The organism is Paenibacillus sp. V4I3 (assembly GCF_030817215.1).
Taxonomy (GTDB): Bacteria; Bacillota; Bacilli; order Paenibacillales; family NBRC-103111; genus Paenibacillus_E.
The window spans coordinates 4,421,883-4,445,013 of the sequence record NZ_JAUSZA010000001.1 but is presented as its reverse complement, the minus strand read 5'-3'; the positions used below and the strand labels follow the sequence as shown (position 1 = coordinate 4,445,013).

The window sequence follows — 23,131 nt, the reverse complement described above, 5'->3', positions numbered from 1 at the left end:
CCTTTTTGAAATCTTTCATTTGATGTGAACACAAAAATATGCGACAAAACCCCCAGCAGATAGCTGAGGGATTGCAACTATGGAATCGTTACACATTTTGCCTTTTTCAAACATCCTTAAGGTAAGACGTTTCTTTGCCCCGAGGAGTAGGTTGGGAACGCATATTGGACCATCGTGTTGAATTCATTCAAATACGTATCCATTCGTTTATTATTTCGCTGCTGCGTATCATAGTACAACATTCGATTCACGAAATATGGATTCGACGAGATGAAAATATTCGTTTCCGGATAAATACGAGTTAACAAATGTCGAATGGCATTGGAACTTTCCGCAGGAAGCGGTTTGGCCGAGAGCCAATCCATCTGTCCGCCAACCCCTGAGCCGAATAAGCCTGCTTCGTTTCCTGGGTCGTTATTTTTAGTTAACATTTTAACGCCATCATTGGCGCCCATAGCTTGCATCCCACCCATATCAACAGCGACATAAATATTGTTATCAGTTACGGCAACAGCTGTAGATCCTAGGTGCGCCGCTTGAATAATTTGATCCGCTAAATCCCGATTCAGTTGCAAGTGTGTGTTGATATGTGCTTTCACATTATCAATCGTAGGTTGAAGCATCGTAGGCTGCGGTGATTGATTGACACTCTTTGCACCCATGGAAGGATTTTCATTGTTTCTTAATCCTGTATCCCAACTGCCAGCACTCGGGTTGGAAGAGCTTGCGCCTGCTTGATTTTTGGGACTCGCTGCTGTACAGCCTGCTGACAGGCCGACGAGTATTGCGGTCACCACGATTTTGAACATCATTTTTTTCATATTGGCCCCCTTTCTAATAGCTCAAACTTTACTTGCTCTCATCATCTTCTTGCGTATAAGCAATCAGGGCGACCTCATACCCTAGTTCATCCTTCATGCGGGACTCGAGCCTGCGCAGATCTTCCAGCAAATCTTCACGTGTGCCAAAGTTAGCAAAACGATAGGACTCTGTATCCATGATTTCTCCCTCCTCTCCTAAGCAAAAGCCATTAGTGTTAATATGGACATTTATCCTGAATTTTACTAAACAAAAAAAGCCCGCCGCCGAATCATCGGCAAGCTGGCTCTTGTAGAAAAATATGATAAAGGCATTCAATCTTGACTATTTCTTTTTATTGCGTGTTTCATCCAGTTCTTCAAGCAACTTACGAACCGCTTCCGGATCAACATTCCCATTTTCACGAAAAGCTCTCAGCTTATTTAATAGATCCTGTGCAATAGCATCATCCTCTGTTTGCTGCAATTCATGTGATGGGTCAAACCAAATGTAAAATCCCTCTGGACCATTTCGTAAAAATGATTTGTGCCAATGCTCTGGATAGGCATAACCCTGCTCCCCAAATATCAAACCTAGCACATCATCACTGTCAATTGGCAGCAAGTAGTGAAAGGATTCCGGCTCACCGGTGTTTGTAAAATCTCGATGCATGTAGGCATAATGGAGATAATGTTCACCTGTCTCTACATCCTTTGACACCTCATACATGTCAAGCTCCGTTTGCAATAATTCTTTCACTGAAATAATTCGCGATGCAATCGTTTCTGCCGAAATCTTTTGCTGCTGTAACAATGATGTTTCCATTTTAACCAGCCTCCTTTCAATCTTTAGATAGCTCGATGCTACGAATCGGATCTGCGTGTTGCCTCAAGAGTGGCACCCCGTAAGGAACGTTTGGGCAGTTTCCATTTATAAAAGACCGATAACATTCTTAGAACCACGATTAAAGTAAATAGGACAGCTAACTGCCAAGCGCCTTGCGTCCAACCAAGTCCAACTAACGCGCCAGCCAGCATACCCCAGACAGCATAAATTTCATCCTTGAGCACGAGCGGCTTGCGTCCCGCTAAGACATCACGAACCATCCCGCCGCCAATTCCCGTCAGTACAGCGGCAACAATAATGGCACTAAGCGGATGTCCCATATTCGTTGCATACAGCGCACCTTGGATGGAAAAAGCAGCCAAACCAATTGCATCAAAGAAAGCTTCCCAAGTTTTCCATAGTCGGATGAATCGAACAGGCATAAAGAACACAAATGTCATTGCAAACAAGGCTATTTGAAAATATAAACCTTGCTCCCATAACAGCACGATCGGTTTACCGATCAGTAAGTTTCGTATGACTCCTCCGCCAAAAGCCGTAACAAGTCCGAGTACATAGACGCCTAATATATCATATTCTTCTTCCATCGCAACTATGGCTCCACTCACCGCGAATGCAATCGTTCCGATGATACTAAATAACTCCCAATTCACTTCCTGCAGCCCCTGTCTACTCGATGTCCCAGTCCAATTTCACTTCATTACCCGTTTGCGACGAACGGTAAATCGCATCCAAAATCAAATTATTCGTATAGCCCGTCATGACGGAAGTCAACGGTTGCATGCCGCTCTCAATACAGGACAAGAAATGTCTCGCCATACGGACGCGCGGTCCTTCATCGAATTCAGGTACAGTGATGTCAATGTCAGCTTCACGATCAAACATTTCTGCGAAGAGCTTCCCTTTCGTCCCGCGAATCGAGGCCCCACCTTCGCTACCAAGCAGCTGAACGTAAGGTTGATTGTCTGTTTCAATGAGCGCTGCCCAACTTACATCCAGAGATAAAGTAGCTCCATTGTCAAATTTAATCAGAGCTGTTGCCAAATCCTCCACATCATATTGACCATCCCAGTTGGGTGCTCCCCATGATCCAATTCCTTTTTTACGCGGACCGAATTCAGCGTAGGTCGCTCCATAGACCGATACTGGTTTCGGATTCCCCATCAAATATAAAGATAAATCCAACATATGCACACCAAGATCTATCAGAGGTCCGCCACCGGATTTCCCCATTTGAGTAAACCAAGTTCCCCAACCCGGAATCCCTTTGCGCCTTAACCAGCCTGCTTTTGCATGATAAATGTGGCCTAGTGCACCTTTCTCAACCTGTTGTTTCACAGCTAGTGATAGGGCATCCCAACGCAGTTGGTGCGGAATCATCAGAACTTTACCTGCTTTGCGCTCCGCTTCAACAATTTGCCTTGCCGACGCGAGATTTAGTGCCATTGGCTTTTCGAGCATGACGTGCTTACCGGCCTCTAACGCTTGTACAGCAATAGGTGCGTGCCATTCATTGGATACTGCAATGATGACCGCATCTATGGATGGGTCAGAAAGCAGTTTGTCCGTACTCTCATAAACACGTTCAATGTTATGTTCTTTAGCTCTAGCTTCAGCAAGTGGCAAATAGACATCCGTGACGGCGGTGATTTCAGCCTCCGGCACCTTTTTCAGCACTTCCATATGTACATTTCCGATATTTCCGGAACCTATAATACCTATACGAATTGGCTTTCCAGCTGTCATTTCTATATCCTCCAAACGTGTTAGATTTCAATCTTTCTTATTATAAATGTGGTTATCTTTCCCCGCAACAGCCAATCTCTTGTGTTTAAATTAATCTTTAAGGAACTGGCCCTCTAGAGCTATTCTTTACATATAATAAATTGCTAAAACTTTTTTAATAGTTTGACCCTAACATATCTAACATTTGAAATGTATCCTTAATGTGTAGACCAGACGTAATGAATGCGTATGAGGTTAGTTTTCCCAAAGGAAGACTCGAAGGAGGGCTTAACATGCAAGCAATAACCATTAAATTCAAAAACAAAACCATCCCTGTACTTAATTTCACACATAAACGATCCCATATGGAACTGTTGTCCAGTAAACTTAAGGAACTTGAGTTGAATTTTGAATTTCGCAAAAAATTAAAAATGATCTCGATGATCGAGATCATTGGTGATGTCGCCATTTTCAAATATAACGACGGCACGAAATTGTATCTGGAAGTTTCTTAATCTTTCGTTGGAAAATATTCTTTCTGTAACTGATCAAGCTCCTGCAGAGAGCGTCGGGCCCACGCTTCCATTTCCGACAGCTTACTGATTTGCGCCTGTAGCGCTCTCTTCAGAGAATCTTGGTACTCCGGAATCTGACCTGCATAAGGACGTATGGTGGATATAGGCATTAAGGCAATTTCTTGATAAGACAACGCCCGTCGTTGATGAAAAAAAGCTACACTTGGATCCATCGGGTTATGTAAATCCCCCTGTGTCGGGTGCTCCTTTACAGCTAGAATGCGGACTGCCGCTTTCATCGAACTGCTTACCTCCACAACCTCACCAAAATAAGCACCTGTTTTATACTCAGCAGTAACACGATCCCCTATTTGAAAACTACTCATTATTTCAACAACTCCAGTCTTTTCTAATTCACATGCGGTTAAGTGGCAGCAGTTTACGATACAGCTCATCCACCGATTGCATGCGGTATATAAATTCTTTCTCTTTTCCCTGTTCTATGATGACTATACACGGTACACTGCTAATTTGCCATTCACGAGTAATTTGCGGAAGAAAGTTAATATTACTCTTTACAAGCGGTAAGAAAGGCAGCATTGTCATAATGATATCCAACATTCGCTCCGTCACTTTGCATGTACCGCAAAAAGGAGTGTATAAAAAAACGGCAAAAGAACCCTCTTGCGTTCTGCTTAGTCGCTCTAACAGCTCCTGCCCAGTTAATTCCTGCATACTAGCTCCCTCTTTCATCCAACCAAGCTAAACTATCTACCGCATAAGCGATGAGATGAGGGAAATCATCAATTTGACTTTCATCTACTTTGCGTCCGAAGGATAGTGTAATTTGATTATGATAGAAAATTGGATGTAGGCCATATTCATAAGAAAGAAGCTGAATGACTTGAGGACGCTGCTCCCAAATGGCACCTAATTGCTCTTCGATATAAGGGCACTCGATATCTGGGTTTTTAACTTTGGTAAAAAGCTTAATGATCAACGTACAGCCTGGTTTGGCTGATGGATTTTCTAAAATTTCAGCGGCTAAATCACTCAAATGAACATGCAGGTTAATTTCGGCTTTGCTTGGTTTATCGATCTTTCGGGCAAATTCAATCGCATAAGTGCGTGACATCGAGGATAGATCAACTTGATCTTGCCGCCGCGTAATGATAATTTTACCGTCCAAATCCAAGTCATAGACAGCTCCCTCAAGCACAACCTTAATATTGTCATAGATCGTTGGATCAAACATCCCCTACACCTTCTTTCATCTTTTCTTAGATTCGATTATACTAAAAGCATACCACGTAAAGAAGGTGTTCCTATGTCAGACAAGCCTGAAGATCAACTGGGTGAAGAACAAGGCCCAAAAAAAGTTAGTTTAGCTGATGCCATTAAGCAGAAACTTGCCCAGAAGAAAGCGGATCAAGCCGCTGCACGCGCAAACCCGAAACAAGCTGGAAACAATAATCAAAGCGGCAAAAGTCAAATGACCAAAAAAGTAAACAATCAACGCCGTCGTACTGGCGGCAGCTAAACGTCGCTTTGCGTAGGCAAAAGCGCCCTGAGAGTAATACGTCAGGGCGCTTTTCATTTATCATTATGCGTATTGCGCTTCGCGTTGTTTTTGCACATCTTCGCTTTCTAGGTATTCATCATAGGTGAACATTTTATCGATGAGTCCTTTAGGCGTGATTTCCATAATGCGTGTGGCAATCGTTTGGATGAACTGATGGTCATGGGAGACGAATAGAATCGTTCCGTCGAAGTCAACAAGACCATTGTTCAACGCAGTAATGGACTCCAAATCCAAATGGTTCGTAGGCTCATCAAGAATGAGGACATTGGATCCGCTTAGCATCATTTTGGAGAACATGCAGCGTACTTTCTCTCCACCCGATAGCACGTTTGCTTTCTTCAGCGCTTCTTCGCCTGAGAACAGCATACGGCCTAGGAAGCCGCGCAAGAAAGATTCATCTTGGTCTTTGGAGTATTGACGAAGCCAATCCACCAAAGTTAAATCAGAGTTGAAATAGTCTTGGCTGTCTTTAGGGAAGTAAGCTTGGGAAGTTGTAATCCCCCATGTGTACGTACCCTCATCAGCTTCCATTTCACCCATCAGAATTTTGAATAGCGTCGTTTTGGCGATGCCGTCCGGGCCTACAAAGGCAACTTTATCCCCTTTATTGATGGTGAACGAAATGTTGTCTAACACCTTTACGCCATCAATCGTTTTGGACAATTTCTCAACAGCCAGCAGCTGCTTACCCGCTTCACGCTCACCTTTGAAGTGAATGAACGGATATTTACGGCTAGATGGTCTAATATCTTCAAGAGTAAGCTTCTCGAGTTGTTTTTTACGGGATGTAGCTTGCTTCGATTTAGAGGCATTAGCGCTAAAGCGTGCGATAAAGGCTTCCAACTCTTTACGTTTTTCTTCGGTTTTCTTGTTCGCATCTCTCGTCAAACGAAGTGCCAGTTGGCTGGACTCATACCACCAGTCGTAGTTACCGACGTACATTTGAATTTTACCAAAATCAATATCCGCAATATGCGTACATACTTGGTTCAAGAAGTGACGATCATGGGATACAACGATAACAGTGCCTTCAAAGCGGGAAAGGAAGTTCTCCAGCCAACGAATGGACTCTAAGTTCAAATGGTTGGTAGGCTCATCCAGCAGCAAAATATTCGGATTGCCGAACAAAGCTTGCGCTAAGAGAACACGTACTTTCTCATTGCCATCAAGGTCTTTCATTTTCGTGTCATGGATAGAAGTCGGGATACCAAGACCGATGAGTAGCTCAGCTGCATCCGATTCTGCCTGCCAGCCATCTAGATCCTGGAATTCACCTTCGAGTTCAGCCGCTTTCATGCCATCTTCTTCTGTAAAATCAGCTTTGGCATACAAAGCATCTTTCTCTTCCATAATTTTAAACAAGCGAGCATGACCCATCATGACGGTTTTCAAAACTTCGATTTCGTCAAACTCGTAATGGTTTTGTTTCAAAACAGCCATTCTCTCACCAGGTGTTATGTTGACTTCGCCTGTGTTGGGCTCAATCTCACCGGAAAGAATTTTCAGAAAAGTTGATTTACCGGCACCATTTGCTCCGATAAGTCCGTAGCAGTTACCCGGTGTAAATTTGATATTGGCGTCCTCGAATAGGGCTCTCTTGCCGTAACGAAGCGTCACGTTATTAACATTAATCATGTTTAGTACATACCTGCCTTTATAGTAGTTTGTTCTATCATAACATAATATAGGGATCTTTGATCGAAGATTAAAGTCTCACCTTTTTGGGATCTTTGATCGAAGATTAAAGTCTCACCTTTTTGGGATCTTTGATCGAAGATTGGACTCTAGCTTACTTGTTTCGTTCTATTTCCTCTAGCAACTCGGATAAATAAGTCCATCTTTCCATCGCCGCTTCCAAATCCACTGCGGTTTGCTGCTCTTGCTCATACAGCTCACGAACTCGGTCAAAGTCACTGCCAGCCGCTTCAATTTGTTTTTTCAAACCAGCCGCCTTGTCTTCCAGAGAAGCTATCGTACTCTCAATTTCGTCCCATTCCTTCTGTTCTTTGAAAGTTAGCTTCTTCGGACGGTTCGAATTCGATGTGCCCCCTGCTGCCGCAGGACTGCTAATATCTGCTGTTGAAGCTGTGTTAGAAACACCACCAGACTTGGCAGAGCTCGCATTACGCATCACTTCTTTCCGTGCCTGATCCGCTTCTGCCTGCTCCTGCTTCTCTTCCAAGTAATCGGAGTAGTTGCCAATGTAAGGCTCGATCTGGCCTTTGCCATCAAATGCAAATAGATGCGAAACCGTACGATCCAAAAAGTATCGATCATGGGAAACCGTAATAACGGCCCCAGGAAATTGATCCAGATAATCTTCCAGTATGGTCAAAGTTTGGATATCCAAGTCGTTGGTCGGCTCATCCAGAAGCAGTACGTTCGGTTCTCCCATAAGTGTGCGGAGCAAATAAAGTCTGCGCCGTTCACCGCCGGAGAGCTTTCCGATCGGCGACCACTGCAGGGTTGGCGAAAAGAGGAAGCGTTCGAGCATTTGCGACGCCGAAATGGTCTCTCCATCAGCTGTGCGGATCTGCTCCGCAGCCTCCTTGATGTACTCGATGACGCGCATCTTCTCATCCATCTCGACGTTCTCTTGCGTGTAGTAAGCAAGCTTCACGGTCGTGCCGGTCTCGATCGTCCCGCTGTCGGGCTGAATACGCCCGGCCAGCATGTTCAGCAGCGTCGATTTGCCGCTGCCGTTCGGACCGATGATGCCGAGGCGGTCTCTCGGCATCACGATGTAGCTGAAGCCGCTCAGCAGCGGCTTCCCGCTCTCGAAAGCTTTGGTGACGTCTTCCAGCTCCATCACCTTCTTGCCAAGACGGCTGCCAGCCAGCGCCATGTCAAGCTTCTCCCCGGGACCATCCACCTTGCGGTCCCGCAATTCCTCGGCGCGCCCAATACGCGCCTTCTGTTTCGTCGTGCGCGCCTTCGCGCCGCGGCGAAGCCAAGCCAGCTCGCGGCGCAATAGATTCTGCCGCTTATCTTCGCTGGACGCTTCTGACTCCATCCGCTCCGACTTTTTCTCGAGGAACCACTCGTAGTTCCCCTCGTAGCTGTAGATCTTACCCCGGTCCAGCTCCAGAATGCGGGTGGTTACCCGCTCTAGGAAGTACCGGTCATGGGTAACGAGCAGCAAGGCTCCGCGCCATTTGCTGAGGAATTCCTCGAGCCAGATGGCCGTCTCGTTATCAATATGGTTCGTCGGCTCATCGAGGATGAGCAGGTCGGCGGGCCCAATCAGAACGCGCGCCATGGCAACGCGCTTGCGCTGACCGCCGGACAGCTGGCCGACGGGCTTGTCGAACTCGCTGATGCCTAGCTTCATCAGCACGGTTTTGGCCAAGGTGCTGGCTTCCCAGGCACCTTGCTCATCCATTCGCGACTGGGCGCTGAATAGTCGCGTTTGTTTCTTCTCGTTGGAGGCATCTAGCGTAAGTTCAGCAAGCGCAAGCTCATAGTCGCGAAGCGTCTTCATGAGCGGCGTATCGCCGTGGAATACTTGCTCAAGAACCGTAGAGTTCGGATCGAACTCAGGGTTCTGTGGCAAGTATTCCACCCGAAAATGGTTCGCGTGCACGAGCTTGCCGCGATCCGCTGTTTCCAGCCCTGCCAGCAGCTTCAGCAGCGTGGATTTGCCTGTTCCGTTCACGCCAATGAGACCGATGCGCTGCTTCTCGTTCACCGTGAACGAAATATCATCGAACAGCACCTTTTCGCCGAATGTCTTCGTTATATTAACTGCACTAAGTATATTCATGCGCGGACCGGCTCCATGATATAAGCCGCAAGAAGGGCTGCTGTATTCACTACAGCATCCATATGCGTTCTCTCCATGCTATGTGACGCATGAACGCCAGGTCCCACCAACGCAGCACGAATATCGCGTCCACCTCTAAGCGCGGCAGATGCATCAGAACCGTATCGCGGATAAATATCAACGGCATAACCGATTTCCAGTTTCTCGGCTAGCTCAATCATTTTCGAAGTCATCTGATAATCATAAGGACCCGAGGAATCCTTCGCGCAAATCGATACATCGCGCTCGCTTCCACTCAAATCATCACCAAGAGCACCCATATCCACGGCAATAAAATCCGTAATATCTTCAGGAATAAAGGAAGAACCATGACCTACCTCTTCATAATTGGAGAAGAACAGCTTGATCGTAAATTCAGGCTTCAAGCCCTCATCTTTGATCAGTTTTAAAAGCCCAAATAAGGAAGCAACACTCGCTTTATCATCCAAATGACGCGACTTCACGAAGCCATTTTCCTTCACTTGTACACGCGGATCGAACGAAATATAATCCCCCACTCGAATGCCAAGATCCTGAACCTCTTTTTTGGACTTCACAAGCTCATCAATACGTACTTCCATATTGGCTTCATCCCGTTTGTACTCTCTGGCGTCTTCATATACGTGCACAGATGGTCTCGACGTCAGAATAGTCCCATCATAAACGCGTTCATCACGCGTATGAATTTGAACGTATTCATTTTCAATAGCGCCCATCATAAAGCCGCCCAATGAAGTAATTTTCAAAGTGCCATTTTCTTTGATCGAACGCACCATAGCACCGAGTGTATCCACGTGAGCAGAAATACCAATGACACGGTCTTGGCTGGTACCAGGGATCGTTACAATGCCGCAGCCCTTATTCGTATATGTAAGCTCGAATCCGAGCTTATTCACTTCTTGTTCAACTTTTTGCATAACGTGATGCGTGTAACCAGTTGGACTTGGAGTCCGCAGCAACAGCTCTAGAATTTCTGTCATATAAGCTTTATTTAAGTTTGTTTTCACTCGGGATTCCTCCCTTTTCTATATTATTAGATTTCCTCTAAAGACATAAAAAACAGTGCAGCCTAGGATTCATACACAAGTTGATGACACAAGTCACAAACAAGTCTCTTCTAGTGATACTACACTGTTCCCCTATGTTTTTCAAACTAGATTAGCTTACAAAATCAACGCAAATGGACGTTCCATCAAGGACTGTCTTCATATGGGCTTTCACTTCTTCATGAACGGGATGAGTGTCATACACCTTGAGATCCTCTAAAGAATCAAATTTGGTAATCAAAGCAATATCATACGAACGTTCCAGATGCAAAATGTCGGTCCCAACCTCAATATACCGCAGGACCGGAATTTTACCTTCCATGTTCGTAAGTACAGCCTTTGTTACTTCAACTGCTTCTGGACTGCGATCTTTGAGCTTAAAAAACACAACGTGAGTTAACATGAATGATTTCCCCCTAATTGGTTACTTTTGCAGACCATTCTTCAACATCCCACACTCTTGTTACCCAACCTTCATAAAATTCAGGTTCGTGACACACGAGCAGGACGGTACCTTTATATTCTTTCAAAGCCCTTTGAAGCTCTTCTTTGGCAACAACGTCCAAATGGTTCGTAGGCTCATCGAACAACAACCAGTTGCTTTCTCTCATAAGAAGTTTACAAAGCCTTACTTTCGATTGTTCACCACCGCTAAGCTTACTCATAGCACGTGTGATGTGCTCATTTTTGAGCCCTACCCTTGCAAGTGCCCCTCTGACCTCATTTTGAGTCATCGAAGAGAACTCGTTCCATACGTCATCGATCGGTGTCATATTCGGAGCTTTAATCTCTTGTTCGAAATAGGCAGGACTCAAGTAGTCTCCACGGTACGTTTTACCGTTGAAAGGCTCCAGCTTACCAAGAATCGTTTTGAGAAGTGTAGATTTACCTACACCGTTGCATCCGACAATAGCAATTTTCTCGCCGCGCTCAATCGTTACATTCATCTTCGGTAAAAGAGGACGATCATAACCGATTTCCAAGTTTTCCGCCTCAAAAACAACTCTGCTGCTTGAGCGTGATTCTTTGAACACAAAAGTCGGCTTCATAGCCGTCTCTGGACGCTCAATTCGGTCAATCTTATCAAGTTGTTTCTCCCGGCTCTTGGCACGGGTTGAAGTTGACGCCCGCGCTTTATTACGCGCGATGAAATCTTCCTGTTTTTTAATGTACTCTTGCTGCTTTTCATAAGCGTCAATATGCTGTGTTTTGTTCATTTCAGCCATATCCAGAAATTTCTCGTAATTCGCCGTATAACGTGTCAGCTTCGTGAATTCCAAGTGGTATACCACGTTAACGACTTCATTCATGAATTCAGTGTCATGTGAAATCAACATAAAGGCAAACGGATAATCTTTAAGGTACATTTTCAACCATTCAATATGCTCAACGTCCAAATAGTTGGTTGGCTCATCCAAAAGAAGAACAGTCGGTTTCTCCAGGAGCAATTTAGCCAAAAGAACTTTCGTCCGTTGTCCACCACTAAGGGAAGTAACATCACGGTCTAAACCAATGGCATTAAGGCCAAGACCGTTACCCATTTCTTCGATTTTCACATCCAGCATATAGAAACCGCCGATATCCAAACGCTCTTGAATTTCGCCCATTTGCTCCAGAAGAACCTCAAGCTCTTCCGGTGTGGCATCACCCATTTTCTCGGTAATCGCCATCATCTCCTTCTCCGCTTCAAAGAGAGGAAGGAAAGCATCGCGCAGAATGTCGCGAATGGTTTTGCCCGGTTCTAACACGGAATGCTGGTCCAAATATCCGTAATGAACGCGCGGCGTCCATTCAACCTTACCTGTATCTTTTAGAACTTTCCCGGTCAATATATTCATTAACGTGGATTTCCCCACACCATTAGCTCCAACAATACCAACACGCTCTCCAGCGAGCAGTCGAAAGGATACATTTTTAAATAACGTACGATCTCCAAAGCTATGGCTTAAATCTTCAATTGTCAAAAGACTCATCTCGTAATTCCAAACTCCTGTCTATTTCGAAGATAATCGCTCATACTCGCGACTTCTTATTATAACACTGCTCATGCAAGACAGGAATAGGTAAATTCATCTGGGAAGCGTATTCATTAGCTTTTATACAAAACTATGCAGAAAAACGTCCCATGGGACGTCGCAGATCAAGCCAAATGTTAGTAACTTTGTTTTAACTTTTACAAACGAAATTTAATCTCCTGCCGCACAATTCGTATCTCGTCTCCATCCTTCAACGGGTAGGACTGATAAGTAACTAATGGTTCGCCATTTAAATAGGTCCCATTCGTTGAACCTGTATCTTTAATCATAAAACCCTCTTGATTCTTAATTATTTCAGCATGTATCCTGGAAGCTCCCGCTTCTTCCAAAACATAATCGACCTTCAAACTGGCATCGCCTCTGCCCATAGTAAAATGATCGTTATTCAAAGGAACAGTTTTAGTAGTGCCTTCAATTTGCCACTCAATCCTGGCTCCTAACGGTTGATTCATTTGTCTACCAAGGAAAACCGTAGCGTTTGGCTTCTTATGATTGAGCAAGGTCGTATGCATATGTAAATTTTGATAATAATTTTGGATATTGGTCGGCTCAATTGATAGTGCTTCTAACTTTTGATCCAGCTGCTTTTCTACAACCGGAAAGATGGGCAGGTTAACGCCATTGCTTCCTTTTATGTATCGTTGAAAGCGCGGTAATCCTAAAAATCGAATAACAAACCAAACATTCATGAGTAAAATCGATATTCCTACGGTTATTTGCATAATACCTGTAGATGGGTAGGTGAAATAATTCTGCCATAGAAACGCGGTTAGCAGAATTACTACAGCAAGGACTATCGTTCGTGACCGCCCCGATATAGAGATAAAGGATATTGGATTTCCCTGTCCTTCTTTCATTTTCGGAACACTATTGGGCTGCACTAACTCCTCTACTGAGGTATTGATCTGAACTTGCTGCTGACCCTCATTCCGATTCCAAAGTGGCTTGGGCAACCCATTTTCTTTTACTGGAGGCATTTGCATGTTGAGAGGTTTTACTGTGTCTTGTTCATCATTATTATGATTAGATATCAGAGAAGCTGCTTTCAGGAGCGGTTGTTCGTCCATTAGCGCTAGAAGATTCTCCTTATATACTTGCAAGCTCTGATTCCGCGATAATGTTTCCATCCAGGAAACCACCGCGGTCCTCTCATCATCGCTCAATTTCTGTGAGAGTTGTTTCATCAAAGACTCAAGCGATTTGAAGACGGAATCTTCATCATTAATAGGTTCAAGCGGCACATAAGTCAGAAATACATCCGACCAATCACTGCCAATGAATATGAAATTATCCTTCAAAACGTATCCTGATTCAAAAAGCATGTAATTCTTACTTTCACCTAGGGCACAAACAATGGCATACATGAGCTTTGCAAAATGTTGTTTAGACAACCCTTCCACCTTCAGAACATGGGCCAGCATTCGTTTAGCCGACAAGTTATACAGTAAACTTATGCGGAAATCCACCTCTTGTATTTCTAACGGCAGAAGGTTCGGTACATCATTGGCTTCAAGCATCCTGACCTGCAAAGTTGAAAGAGTCTTTGAATCCAAACCATCTTCCTTATACAGCACCATATAATGACCATGTCGATATACAAATTCATAACGAAGTCCAAATACTTCTTGCGTCATGGATTCACCTCTCTCATAAAAACGAATAATACCAAGTCAATGCAACTCCCGGTACAACTGCATACATAAACGGAAATTTCATGTTTTTTTGATTTTTCATTCCTAGCATACTGCCCATGTCATGACAAACAACAATAGAAACTAGCCACGTAGCAAGTCTATGACCTGTTTTTATCATCTGTTTACGGATAAAGAGTAAGATAAGTCCGATAACGCCAGCACATAAAATGGCATAAAGCATCGATTGAAGGACGAATGTAAATCCCATTATCGCCCCGATTGCAGCAAAAAGCTTTACATCACCTGCACCTAGTGCACCGAAAAAATAAAGCAAAAGAAGAGCCGTAAAACCAGTAATTGCACCAATCACAGCAAAAAACACACCACTCCAACCCTCCGTAAATGCGTGGAATACGAAGCCAATCATTGTTCCACAGAAAGTAACCTTGTTTGGGATCAGTGATTTACGTGCGTCAATTACAAATGCAATGGCTATCAGTATAAATAAAATCAAATGAATCAAAGGATAAAGGTCCCTCCTAAAGTTCTGTTAATGTTCTTAGGCGCCTACCCATGCCCGCTCAACAGCCTTCTTCTTTAATATTATCGTATGACTTATAAACGGAAGCGGAAGCTTGTAGGTCATTTGAGCTTCTATACCAAAAAAGGCATCGCCACCGCTTTCCATACTCGGGAGGGTCACTGAAATGACCTTAAATTTCTCTTTCTTCATGATTGTTTGATTGCAAAATGCATAAACAATCGGCGTGAAAGCCGCATGAATGCGCGGTTTAACTTGACTTTCGTAAAGCTCGTCCAGTTCTTCTTGAGCCTTCCCCTCTCCTAATTCACGCTTTTCTTTTTCCCATTTAACAAGCTCCAGAAGTGAATTCGGAATGTAAGCGGCGTACTCATCAGCCAGATTCTCAGTGTTCTTCACTTGATCTCGAGCCGTTTGTACACGATCTACAACTGAACTCATCATTTCAGCTACGTGGCTCTGATCGAATTTCAATTTGGCTTCTTGGACAAGGAGCCGTACAGGGTATAATTGACCGGCAACCGACTTTGTTGCCTCCGATACCCCTGCTTGCAGCTCCATTTCTAATACGGCAATCTGAATACATATGATTAGACCAATCACAAAAGCTAAAAAGAAGGGCAGCACCAAAGAAGCCTCCAACACCATGCCACCTTTCTGCTCATGGTGAAACTTTCTAAGCATAAACAGCCCCCTTTTCTTCAATAAGCTACAGCTGAAGTACTGCTGAACCGGCACCGGTTCCCTTGTACTTTACACCCCAGTAACCCAGTTCCATCTAGCAGCTTCATGATTTGCGGGATAAACCACAACCTCACTTCGCTTGATCCGTTTCCCTGAATATACGTCGTTTCTTGAACCAAATTCTTACCCGTTTGCAGTTCGATAAGTGCCTGCATTCTAGCCATAAGTTTCGTATTATTACTGTGTAAAAGCAGAAAAATGCGTAAATAGTCTTTGTACGTCAAACTTAAAGCTGATGTTGTGATTTTCGCAGATAACTCTACAGCTTCACCTTTTGTTAATTTATTCATGTCTTGAAAAGCTTCCAGCGCGCCTTCCGCGGCAGCGGCCAATAGCACGAGTAAAGGTGAGCCTATACCGAGCAGCTCTTTTTTCGGATCTAGGAGTGCCTCTACTGTACGGATCGCCATCCGGAATCCAAACATTTCAGCATAAGCGGACGAAATATTAGCCCCGCAGGAAGAGAATCCATATAACAGATACTCAACCTCTTGATTTGCCAACATATGCGAACCTGGATCCACCAGCTCATTGGACAATTTGGGTTGACCCGCAGGGTCTTTTTCCAATCCATATGTACGGTAATTAAATTTCGTAAGGGCAAATTCATTCACATATAGCTCATTTCTCATCGATTCCGCCGCGTTATTAAACGACTCAAGCATCCCCATCGCTTTTAAGCTTACAGGTTCTGGTTTCTCTAAATCATAAGCAATCTCGCTGCCTACTATCGTATCTTGAGCATTAGCTTCTCGATACTTTTGGTACAATCCTTTCTCACCCGCTTCATGTCCGGTATCCCCCTGAAGGCGGTTGTATAGTTCAGTGTAGCTACTCTGAGTATTCGGCAAACTGCAAGAACCGATTGATTGTTTCGCTTGATCCAAAACGGCTTGTATCTTGTTTTTTTGCTGACGCTTATTCGTTGCCGTTGCCTCATTTTTGTCCATTCTTGTCTTCTCCAAAATACTTTGCTGTTTATTGAATTCACTAGATTCAGAAAAATAAGCATTATTCGCTAGGTTTGCTCTGCTTGTATTATCAGATGTGTATAGATATACGGAATTAATAACTTCTTGGAACGCAGTAAATAACGCAGTTATGCTGGCTATGGCTGTTTGATATCTGTAGAAATAATCATCACCCATAACAGGAACATTTTGAAACACTTCATAGGCACCAGAGGCTCCACCTTGTGTTCCACTTCCCGAACCTTGATTTATCCCATTTAACTTCGTACGTATCTCGTCATTTCGATGCTTTGCTAGTCGTAGAGCTGGTTCAATTGTTTGCTGTAATAGCTGGATTTCTCTACCGTTAGCCGGAATCTCCAGCTTCGTAGCAGCTAGGAGTGCTGCGTACTTAATGATCAGTTGCAACAACGCTTCTAGCTCATTTAACTTCTGGGTTAAGACCTGTGCCTGAGATCCTAATATTTGTTTAGAAGCTGCGAGGGATTGTATGCCAGCCACAGCGCCAGGTCCAGCTTGGCTTAGTGCTGCTATTGACATATCCAGATCCCGTATGGAATCTTGAATGGATCTCAACTGATTCTTCACTTCTACGATTTCACTTCTCACTTCATCTGCTGTATGAATGCCGATTTGTGCAGCTAATTCGTCTAATTCGGTGATGCGTTTTTGATAATAAGCATGATACTTCGATATTTTTTCAATCAGCTCTTCGCTGCTCTGCCAAGCTTCATCTAGCGCGCTTTCTCTTTGATCAATGAGTTTCTCAAGCTCCGCCGCTTCTTTCGAAAACTGAGACCCAAGGTGAAAAGGGGCTTTCGTCCCGCTTTTCCGAAACTTATCGGTAATCTCAAGTGTATACTCGATCGGAGCCTTGATCTTCATATCCTCCAGCACCTGCCGCTCAAAAATCGTATGACTTGCCAATGTGTACACCGGGGTAACACGCATGCCATTCTCTACAGGTCTTGTATCCACATAATGAAATGCTCCTGGCGATACTTGACCTGACAAATTACTTGCAAAAACCTTCCGGAATAACGCCTCCGTTTCATCCTGCGAAATGCCAAGACCATAGAGTCCCATCGCTTGCAGCTCTGTATCGTAAGCTGACATAACCGATCGCGCTGCAGCTTTGACCGCTGATTCCGTCTCTTTTTCAGCCAGCTTAATTCTTGCGAAATCAATGAGTACAGCTTGAAATAAGAAAATCGGCACAATAATGAGAATCAGATAGACAGAAACTGCACCTCTTTCTGAACGAACAAATTTCCTCAAAAACTCCCCCCTTTCTAATTATGGATAACAACAACTATCCCTTTGCGCTCAAGCTCCTTACGAAATGAATTAGAGGGCATTCCTTTGCCGCTAGCATCTTTTTTGAAAAAGTGCCACACAATGCCTTTCACTTGTGACCTTTCATCGAGGAGCTCTATATCCTTAGGCAGCTGCTCGGTACGAAGCTGAAATTCCGTCATATTGTAAAAAGCCTGATGACCAATACCTCGAGCATCCAGCGCATCGATCGTTCTGCTTTTTCCTGATGTTGTCGTCAAAATGACCTCAGTGCCCCCAACCAGTGATTTCAAGTATGCCGCGGCTTGACGCTCTGATTGGATAGACACACTAGGTCCAGACAAGTTAAATTGAATAGGTTCTACGAGTGCGTCTCTCGCCTGTTGAGGCGATATTCGGCCTTTGATCGCTTTGAAATACGTACGTATAATATCCGTTAATCGAATGAGTTCAACCGGTTCCACAACATGTGAAACGGCCCTGCCAGTTGTTTGCTCAGAATCCAACCATCTCTTTAGCTGCGTCGGCATAAGAAACGACTTTTTCAATTTCAGCTCAACCTGATGGTCAAAAAGATAGTTGGCGTATTTTACAGTTCCCGTCACTCCCTGAGGTAGTAAAGCTGAGGATTTGGCAAGTTTATTCTCCACGTGACCACTAGCACTGCCCGAGGGAATAGTGACTTCTGTAGTGCCACTACCACTAAGCATTCCGAATAAATCTGTCACACTATCATGTGTAAGTCGCCAATAAAGGCCATCTGTTTCACTGGGGTTATAGTTTCCTGTCACCAAATCTTTGTGGCTATTATTCCACGTAAAGGCAAGACGCTCAGCCGCAGTCCTCGCAAGCTGCTGAACAAATACGTTCTGATACGCATACATGCTCACAAAAAGAAGCGTAACCGTGCAAAGTAGAATCAGCGGAAATACAAGAGAAGCTTCTAACGTAAAGCTTCCTTCCTCATTAACACGGAGACTCAGTAGACGCCTATGGCGCACAGCTAGTTGTTGGACTAGGCGCACAAGGAACTACTGCGCTGTTGTCTTTCAAATCAGAGTTGGCATCCCCAATTAACTTCTGAAACCACGAGACGATCCATTTTCTGAAAATAATTGCTATAGCTACAAGCACAGCGACGATCAATAAAATCTCCAAAGTGCCCAATCCTTCTTCATCTTCCCAAAACTGTTTCAGCCAATCTAACGCCGTTTTCATCTCTACATACCTCCATTATTGTTTCATCATAAGTAAAGCTGGGGCCGCAACAATGACCATCACGACAACGAAAATGAGCACCATGGGAAATACAAGCTTCGATGATGCTTCTTCACCTAATGTTCGAGACACCGACTTCCTTCTTTGCCAAAGATCCAACGAAAGTGCGTGAAGCGCGACAACAAAATCGCTACCACCTCGCTTATAGTTCAGCAGAAGAGTAGAAGTAAACAATGACACTTCATGAAGTGCGCAGCGTTTGCTAAAATCCTCCATTACTTTTGCAAAGGACACATTCATCTCCAACTCATGAACGGCTTGTGCCAGTTCTTTATACAGAGGTGTTTGTGCTTTGTGCGGTCGGGCCTCTACACAGCGTATCCATGCCCGATTTACGGTCTCTCCTGCGTTTACGAGCAGCACGATTGTACTCAATATTTCAGGCAATTCAAGGATCATCAGCTGCTGTTTCTTGCGGATTTTCGCATCTAAATCACGCACAATGATCATGGGAACAATGGCAGAAGCAAGCAAACCAAACCCGAACAAAGAACTATCTCCTCCGGCCAGAACGGATAACAGAATTAGGATTAATAAGCATAAGGTCGATGCTGAGATAAGCTCAGCGAGAAACCATTTACTTCCATGCGCAGCGAAGCTTCTCCCATGAAGTGTGATTAATTTATGGTGTACTTTTGCCGTAAAATCGGGTAATTTTTCCATCAAATTAAGCTTGTCTATGAGTAAATAGCTGTAAGGCAACAGCAGCTTCATTTGGAACGGATACGGGTGAGCTTTGATAATCTCAGCATATTGCACTCGCCCCCATAGGAATAACAGGATACAACCGGCAATCAGAGTAATAAACACTATTGTGATCCACATGCTACACCTTGATATTCATGATTTTTTGAGTGAGTACATAGCAAGCACCAAGCAGCAACAGGCTTGCAGACATGATAATTACACCGCCGCCTGTGTAAAGAGGAATCATGTACTCCGGTGAAGAGAATGCAAGCACGGCAACAATGACGATCGGGGCAAAGAGCAGCACCCTAGATTCAAAACGTTTCTGTGCGATCATTACGGATATATCCTGTGAAATTTCAAGCTTTTCGCCAATCACCGTAGCAGTTCGTTTCATGACCTCCACTAAGTTGCCACCCGTCCGCTTACAAGTTAAGAAAACGTCTGTGAAGCTTCTTACATCTTCTAGATGACTGCGATCCGCTAAATTTTTCAGAGCTGCTTCAATGGGCTCCCCATTCTCTACTTTTCGGCAGATAATACTAAATTCAACGACGATCAGGCAAGCGGGATCAGGATACAGCATCTTCAAATCTTCTAGTGCCTCTCTAAATGCTGTTTCAATCGACTTACCAACCGTCATGGAGGAGGATAGGCAGCTTAGTGCTTGTTTAAACTGTACATACAATTTGTTTTTACGTAATTGAATTAATTGCTGCTTACGTATTCGGGGAAATGCGAAGCCTACCGCAGCCAATGCTGCAGCAAGAACGAAGCTTTTGTAGAAAATGTAGCCTACAATGAACGCTGGTAAGGCAAGCATCAGGATAGCACTTACTTTTTCCTTTGAGGTTAGTTGATAGTGGTTATAGTCAATTAAATGGTTAATTGTAGACGGGTGCTGGATGGGCTGAGATTCAGCTCTCTTAGATATTCCTTTTCTTCGTTCCAAATACAAAAGAAAAAACCAGCTGAACGCTCCAATAATGAGGAGAAGCAACAAAATCTTCATCCTGCATCACGTTCTTCCTGAACCTGTTTAAACCAATCTGGCAGCTTCTTGCCGGCCATTCGAATTTTGTGCATGTTATGCAGCCTGTTTCCGGTATATGCGAGCTCACCAATTACCTTTCGATCCACCGTTTCCCCTTTTTCATTAAATATGAATAGTGGGTGCAGCTGGACCTCACCATCCTTCACACCTAACACCTCATGAATTTCTGTGACTCTACGGGTACGATCACGAATTCTACTTACATGAACCATAACATCCAGCGCTGAGGCAATTTGCTTACGAATGACGTCTACTGGAAGTGGGGCTCCACTGAGCACCATCGTCTCTAATCGGCTGAGCATATCCACGGATGTATTCGCATGCCCTGTGCTTAAACTTCCGTCATGACCAGTATTCATCGCAGATAGCATATCTAACGCCTCTGCACCACGGACCTCCCCAACAATAATTCGATTGGGACGCATGCGTAGCGAAGAACGAATAAGCTCTCTAATCGTAATTTCTCCTTTCCCTTCGGTATTGGCATTTCTGGTTTCCATTCTCACCAAATTAGGTACAGTTTGTATCTGAAGCTCAGCAGAATCTTCGATCGTAATGATGCGTTCGTGCGGGGGAATCCAAGCACTTAATGCATTTAGAAATGTGGTTTTCCCTGAACCTGTTCCGCCACCAATAAAGACATTAAAGCCTGATTCAACCATCACTCGCAGGACTTCTGCTGCCTCCTCCGAAATACTTCCCATACCAATCAAATCCGCCATTAGTAGGGGCTTTTCCGGGAACTTACGAATCGTCAAGGTAGGACCACTCAAGGAAGCCGGCGGAAGTACAATATTGACCCTCGACCCATCAGGCAGACGCGCATCGACAATTGGCGTTGCTTGATTCACTATCCGGTTTACTTTAGAAACGATCATCTGAATGAGATCCTCTAGCTTCTCTGCACTTTCCAACGGATACGGATATCGTTCAACGGCGCCCTTCCTTTCAAAAAAGATGCACGCGTGCCCATTGACCATTATCTCTGTAACGGATGGATCATCGATCAGCGGTTGAAGGATATCCAAGCCCCGAAATGAATCAAAAATTCGCTTTACTAGAGCCTGCATCTCGCTTGAAGTCCAACCGTGCTCTCCTGCTGCGTTGAATACGGACTCCTCAATAAGCTCAATTAATGTGACATCGCTGACCGTGCTGGAAAGATCAATCTTCTCCTTAATCTGCTGCTTCAATGTGAGAAACAAATCATGATTCATGAAGCAGCAGCCCCTTCCCTATCCGAAGAAGAATGTACTTTTCCCTTATTTATAGCAGTGAACATGTCATACGTCTGTTCTGAAAATAAACCAGATTGCCAGATCTGCTCTGGAGTATTTAACACTTTCCACTCGGGGATATATGGAAGCTTATACGTTATTTCCTTGCCCAAACATGAGAAATCATTTGTTTGCTTGCCCGTATATTTATTGATTACGAAATGTACATTCTGCATGGAACCCATTTGCTTCTGGAGTGCCTCTGTTTTATATAAATCAATCAAATCGTCCCTCACAATCCAGATGATATAATTACTGACATCCAAACTTTTTATAATTCTCGGATGCACTGTGGCTTCTAAATCAACAATGATGAAGTCATACTCGTTCAACGAGATCAATGATTCAATAAGCAGACGGACATGCTCGCCGCTCATTTCTTGCATTTCCCTGATTTGATCTTTAGGAGTCAGATAATCGATACGCAGCCTAGAATCGTGGGATTTGAGCAGCTGCAGCTTAGGTCCCAACAAGTCAGGCGTGCTTTTCATGTAGTATAGAAGCTGTGAAAATCGTCCTAAATCACCCTGAAGCCACTGAGAGGCTGAACTAACTAACTCCATACTAAGATAAAAAACTTGGTCCCCACGAAAAGACAATTGCTTCGCCAAATGAACGGCGGTCATCGTTTTTCCACTATTCCCGCTGCTGCTGTACACAGATAGAACTCTAGTTCTTTTCGTCCCAGGACCCACATCAAATCTATGCTTTTCCGTATAAAATGCCTGAAGGTGCGATATTAATTGGTGCAGCGATTGAAAACGATATAAGAACGGAATCTTCGTCTCTGCTTCTTTGGAATTAGCAATCGTTTCACTCAAAATCATTTTGCATAAGGATGTACTCCGATTCATCAAAAAGGGGTAATATGCCTCGGATAGTAATAAAACACCTTCTAATTGCTGATTCTCAAGCACCTCTAAGACCAATTCTAATTTCGAAAAAAGCTTCACCTGTATTCTCTCTGCGAACTCAGAAGACCGTATGAAGGCAGCAAGTCGCTCTGCGTAAACGATGTCATCATCTAAGACGTAAAGCTGAATTTTATTCATTCCTACCTCCCTTTCCTTATTTAAGTCATGAAACCATGGCATACACGCCACTAGCGATTAAGACAAAGCTAATAACGGTGAGCACAATGGCAATGCGAATGGTCGTCTCAACCTTCATGCATCAGCCTCCTTCGCGATTCGGAGAAAACAAAAAAAGCACGCGCCGATTGAGGAGATATGATCTCCACGATCAGCGGTGCTTCCGCTTGTCCGATTTAATTTATCCAAATTGTACCACATTTTAACA

Annotated in this window: 25 protein-coding genes; 2 read left to right on the top strand and 23 right to left on the bottom strand. The window is 44.1% G+C overall.

All coding sequences use genetic code 11. The features are described 5' to 3' along the window. Positions 1-116: 116 nt before the first annotated feature. The 5 genes from QFZ77_RS20295 to QFZ77_RS20275 all read right to left on the bottom strand — a co-directional run bounded on the left by QFZ77_RS20295 (position 117) and on the right by QFZ77_RS20275 (position 3,390). Complete coding sequence (locus QFZ77_RS20295; RefSeq protein WP_307442181.1) at positions 117-821, bottom strand: hypothetical protein; 705 nt, start codon at positions 819-821, stop codon at positions 117-119. 28 nt (positions 822-849) lie between these two features. After that, a complete protein-coding gene (locus QFZ77_RS20290; RefSeq protein WP_307442180.1) occupies positions 850-999 on the bottom strand; it encodes a hypothetical protein in 150 nt (49 codons plus the stop codon). Between the two features lie 144 nt (positions 1,000-1,143). Continuing rightward, positions 1,144-1,623, bottom strand: a complete 480-nt coding sequence (locus QFZ77_RS20285) for a hypothetical protein (protein WP_307442179.1) — start codon at positions 1,621-1,623, stop codon at positions 1,144-1,146. A gap of 38 nt (positions 1,624-1,661) precedes the next feature. Continuing rightward, positions 1,662-2,297, bottom strand: a complete 636-nt coding sequence (locus QFZ77_RS20280) for a trimeric intracellular cation channel family protein (protein ID WP_307442178.1) — start codon at positions 2,295-2,297, stop codon at positions 1,662-1,664. Between the two features lie 16 nt (positions 2,298-2,313). After that, positions 2,314-3,390 carry a Gfo/Idh/MocA family protein gene (locus QFZ77_RS20275; RefSeq protein WP_307442177.1) on the bottom strand — a complete coding sequence of 359 codons (1,077 nt, stop codon included), beginning with the start codon at positions 3,388-3,390 and terminating at the stop codon, positions 2,314-2,316. Positions 3,391-3,662: 272 nt separating this feature from the next. On the opposite strand from QFZ77_RS20275, the gene QFZ77_RS20270 reads away from it, so the two are divergent. Continuing rightward, positions 3,663-3,884, top strand: a complete 222-nt coding sequence (locus QFZ77_RS20270; RefSeq protein WP_307442175.1) for a hypothetical protein — start codon at positions 3,663-3,665, stop codon at positions 3,882-3,884. Here QFZ77_RS20270 and kapB read toward each other — a convergent pair. Genes kapB through QFZ77_RS20255 form a run of 3 tightly spaced genes read right to left on the bottom strand, consistent with a single transcriptional unit; the run spans position 3,881 to position 5,139 of the window. Further along, positions 3,881-4,270, bottom strand: coding sequence for a kinase-associated lipoprotein KapB (gene kapB / locus QFZ77_RS20265; protein ID WP_307442174.1), 390 nt, complete (start codon positions 4,268-4,270; stop codon positions 3,881-3,883). The two genes, QFZ77_RS20270 and kapB, sit on opposite strands and share 4 nt — an antisense overlap. A 28-nt stretch (positions 4,271-4,298) precedes the next feature. Continuing rightward, positions 4,299-4,619, bottom strand: coding sequence for a thioredoxin family protein (locus QFZ77_RS20260; RefSeq protein ID WP_307442172.1), 321 nt, complete (start codon positions 4,617-4,619; stop codon positions 4,299-4,301). Between the two features lies 1 nt (position 4,620). Further along, positions 4,621-5,139 (bottom strand): hypothetical protein, encoded by a 519-nt coding sequence (locus QFZ77_RS20255; protein ID WP_307442171.1) that lies wholly within the window; start codon positions 5,137-5,139, stop codon positions 4,621-4,623. A gap of 72 nt (positions 5,140-5,211) precedes the next feature. Here QFZ77_RS20255 and QFZ77_RS20250 point away from each other — a divergent pair, with 72 nt between their 5' ends. Further along, positions 5,212-5,424 carry a hypothetical protein gene (locus QFZ77_RS20250; RefSeq protein WP_047677062.1) on the top strand — a complete coding sequence of 71 codons (213 nt, stop codon included), beginning with the start codon at positions 5,212-5,214 and terminating at the stop codon, positions 5,422-5,424. A 63-nt stretch (positions 5,425-5,487) separates the two neighbouring features. Here QFZ77_RS20250 and QFZ77_RS20245 read toward each other — a convergent pair whose 3' ends face one another. The 15 genes from QFZ77_RS20245 to QFZ77_RS20175 form a co-directional block, all read right to left on the bottom strand. Beyond that, positions 5,488-7,101: an ABC-F family ATP-binding cassette domain-containing protein gene (locus QFZ77_RS20245; protein WP_307442170.1), complete on the bottom strand. Its 1,614-nt coding sequence runs from the start codon at positions 7,099-7,101 to the stop codon at positions 5,488-5,490. 154 nt (positions 7,102-7,255) lie between these two features. After that, complete coding sequence (locus tag QFZ77_RS20240) at positions 7,256-9,229, bottom strand: ABC-F family ATP-binding cassette domain-containing protein (RefSeq protein WP_307442168.1); 1,974 nt, start codon at positions 9,227-9,229, stop codon at positions 7,256-7,258. After that, positions 9,226-10,275: a M42 family metallopeptidase gene (locus QFZ77_RS20235; RefSeq protein WP_307442165.1), complete on the bottom strand. Its 1,050-nt coding sequence runs from the start codon at positions 10,273-10,275 to the stop codon at positions 9,226-9,228. Before QFZ77_RS20235 ends, QFZ77_RS20240 begins: the two co-directional genes overlap by 4 nt. 151 nt (positions 10,276-10,426) lie before the next feature. Beyond that, positions 10,427-10,717 (bottom strand): Dabb family protein, encoded by a 291-nt coding sequence (locus QFZ77_RS20230; RefSeq protein ID WP_307442164.1) that lies wholly within the window; start codon positions 10,715-10,717, stop codon positions 10,427-10,429. Positions 10,718-10,730: 13 nt separating this feature from the next. Further along, positions 10,731-12,287 (bottom strand): ABC-F family ATP-binding cassette domain-containing protein, encoded by a 1,557-nt coding sequence (locus QFZ77_RS20225; protein ID WP_057302386.1) that lies wholly within the window; start codon positions 12,285-12,287, stop codon positions 10,731-10,733. Positions 12,288-12,487: 200 nt separating this feature from the next. After that, a complete protein-coding gene (locus QFZ77_RS20220) occupies positions 12,488-13,984 on the bottom strand; it encodes a DUF6382 domain-containing protein (RefSeq protein ID WP_307442162.1) in 1,497 nt (498 codons plus the stop codon). Between the two features lie 13 nt (positions 13,985-13,997). After that, positions 13,998-14,507 (bottom strand): A24 family peptidase, encoded by a 510-nt coding sequence (locus QFZ77_RS20215; protein WP_307442161.1) that lies wholly within the window; start codon positions 14,505-14,507, stop codon positions 13,998-14,000. A 36-nt stretch (positions 14,508-14,543) separates the two neighbouring features. Further along, entirely contained in the window at positions 14,544-15,209 is a 666-nt protein-coding gene (locus QFZ77_RS20210) for a TadE/TadG family type IV pilus assembly protein (protein WP_307442159.1), read from the bottom strand. Positions 15,210-15,226: 17 nt separating this feature from the next. Then, positions 15,227-17,518, bottom strand: coding sequence for a hypothetical protein (locus QFZ77_RS20205; RefSeq protein ID WP_307442158.1), 2,292 nt, complete (start codon positions 17,516-17,518; stop codon positions 15,227-15,229). 14 nt (positions 17,519-17,532) lie between these two features. Continuing rightward, the gene (locus QFZ77_RS20200) at positions 17,533-18,561 is read right to left on the bottom strand and encodes a TadE/TadG family type IV pilus assembly protein (RefSeq protein ID WP_307442157.1); all 1,029 of its coding nucleotides are present in this window, start codon (positions 18,559-18,561) and stop codon (positions 17,533-17,535) included. Further along, the gene (locus QFZ77_RS20195) at positions 18,527-18,754 is read right to left on the bottom strand and encodes a Flp1 family type IVb pilin (RefSeq protein WP_171647036.1); all 228 of its coding nucleotides are present in this window, start codon (positions 18,752-18,754) and stop codon (positions 18,527-18,529) included. Before QFZ77_RS20195 ends, QFZ77_RS20200 begins: the two co-directional genes overlap by 35 nt. A gap of 15 nt (positions 18,755-18,769) precedes the next feature. Then, complete coding sequence (locus QFZ77_RS20190) at positions 18,770-19,639, bottom strand: type II secretion system F family protein (protein WP_307442154.1); 870 nt, start codon at positions 19,637-19,639, stop codon at positions 18,770-18,772. A gap of 1 nt (position 19,640) precedes the next feature. Then, positions 19,641-20,513 (bottom strand): type II secretion system F family protein, encoded by an 873-nt coding sequence (locus tag QFZ77_RS20185; RefSeq protein ID WP_307442152.1) that lies wholly within the window; start codon positions 20,511-20,513, stop codon positions 19,641-19,643. After that, on the bottom strand, positions 20,510-21,772 hold the full coding sequence (locus QFZ77_RS20180; RefSeq protein ID WP_307442150.1) for a TadA family conjugal transfer-associated ATPase: 1,263 nt from the start codon (positions 21,770-21,772) through the stop codon (positions 20,510-20,512). The genes QFZ77_RS20185 and QFZ77_RS20180 overlap by 4 nt, the downstream gene beginning before the upstream one ends. Continuing rightward, a complete protein-coding gene (locus tag QFZ77_RS20175) occupies positions 21,769-22,884 on the bottom strand; it encodes a nucleotide-binding protein (RefSeq protein WP_307442149.1) in 1,116 nt (371 codons plus the stop codon). The genes QFZ77_RS20180 and QFZ77_RS20175 overlap by 4 nt, the downstream gene beginning before the upstream one ends. Positions 22,885-23,131: the final 247 nt, after the last annotated feature.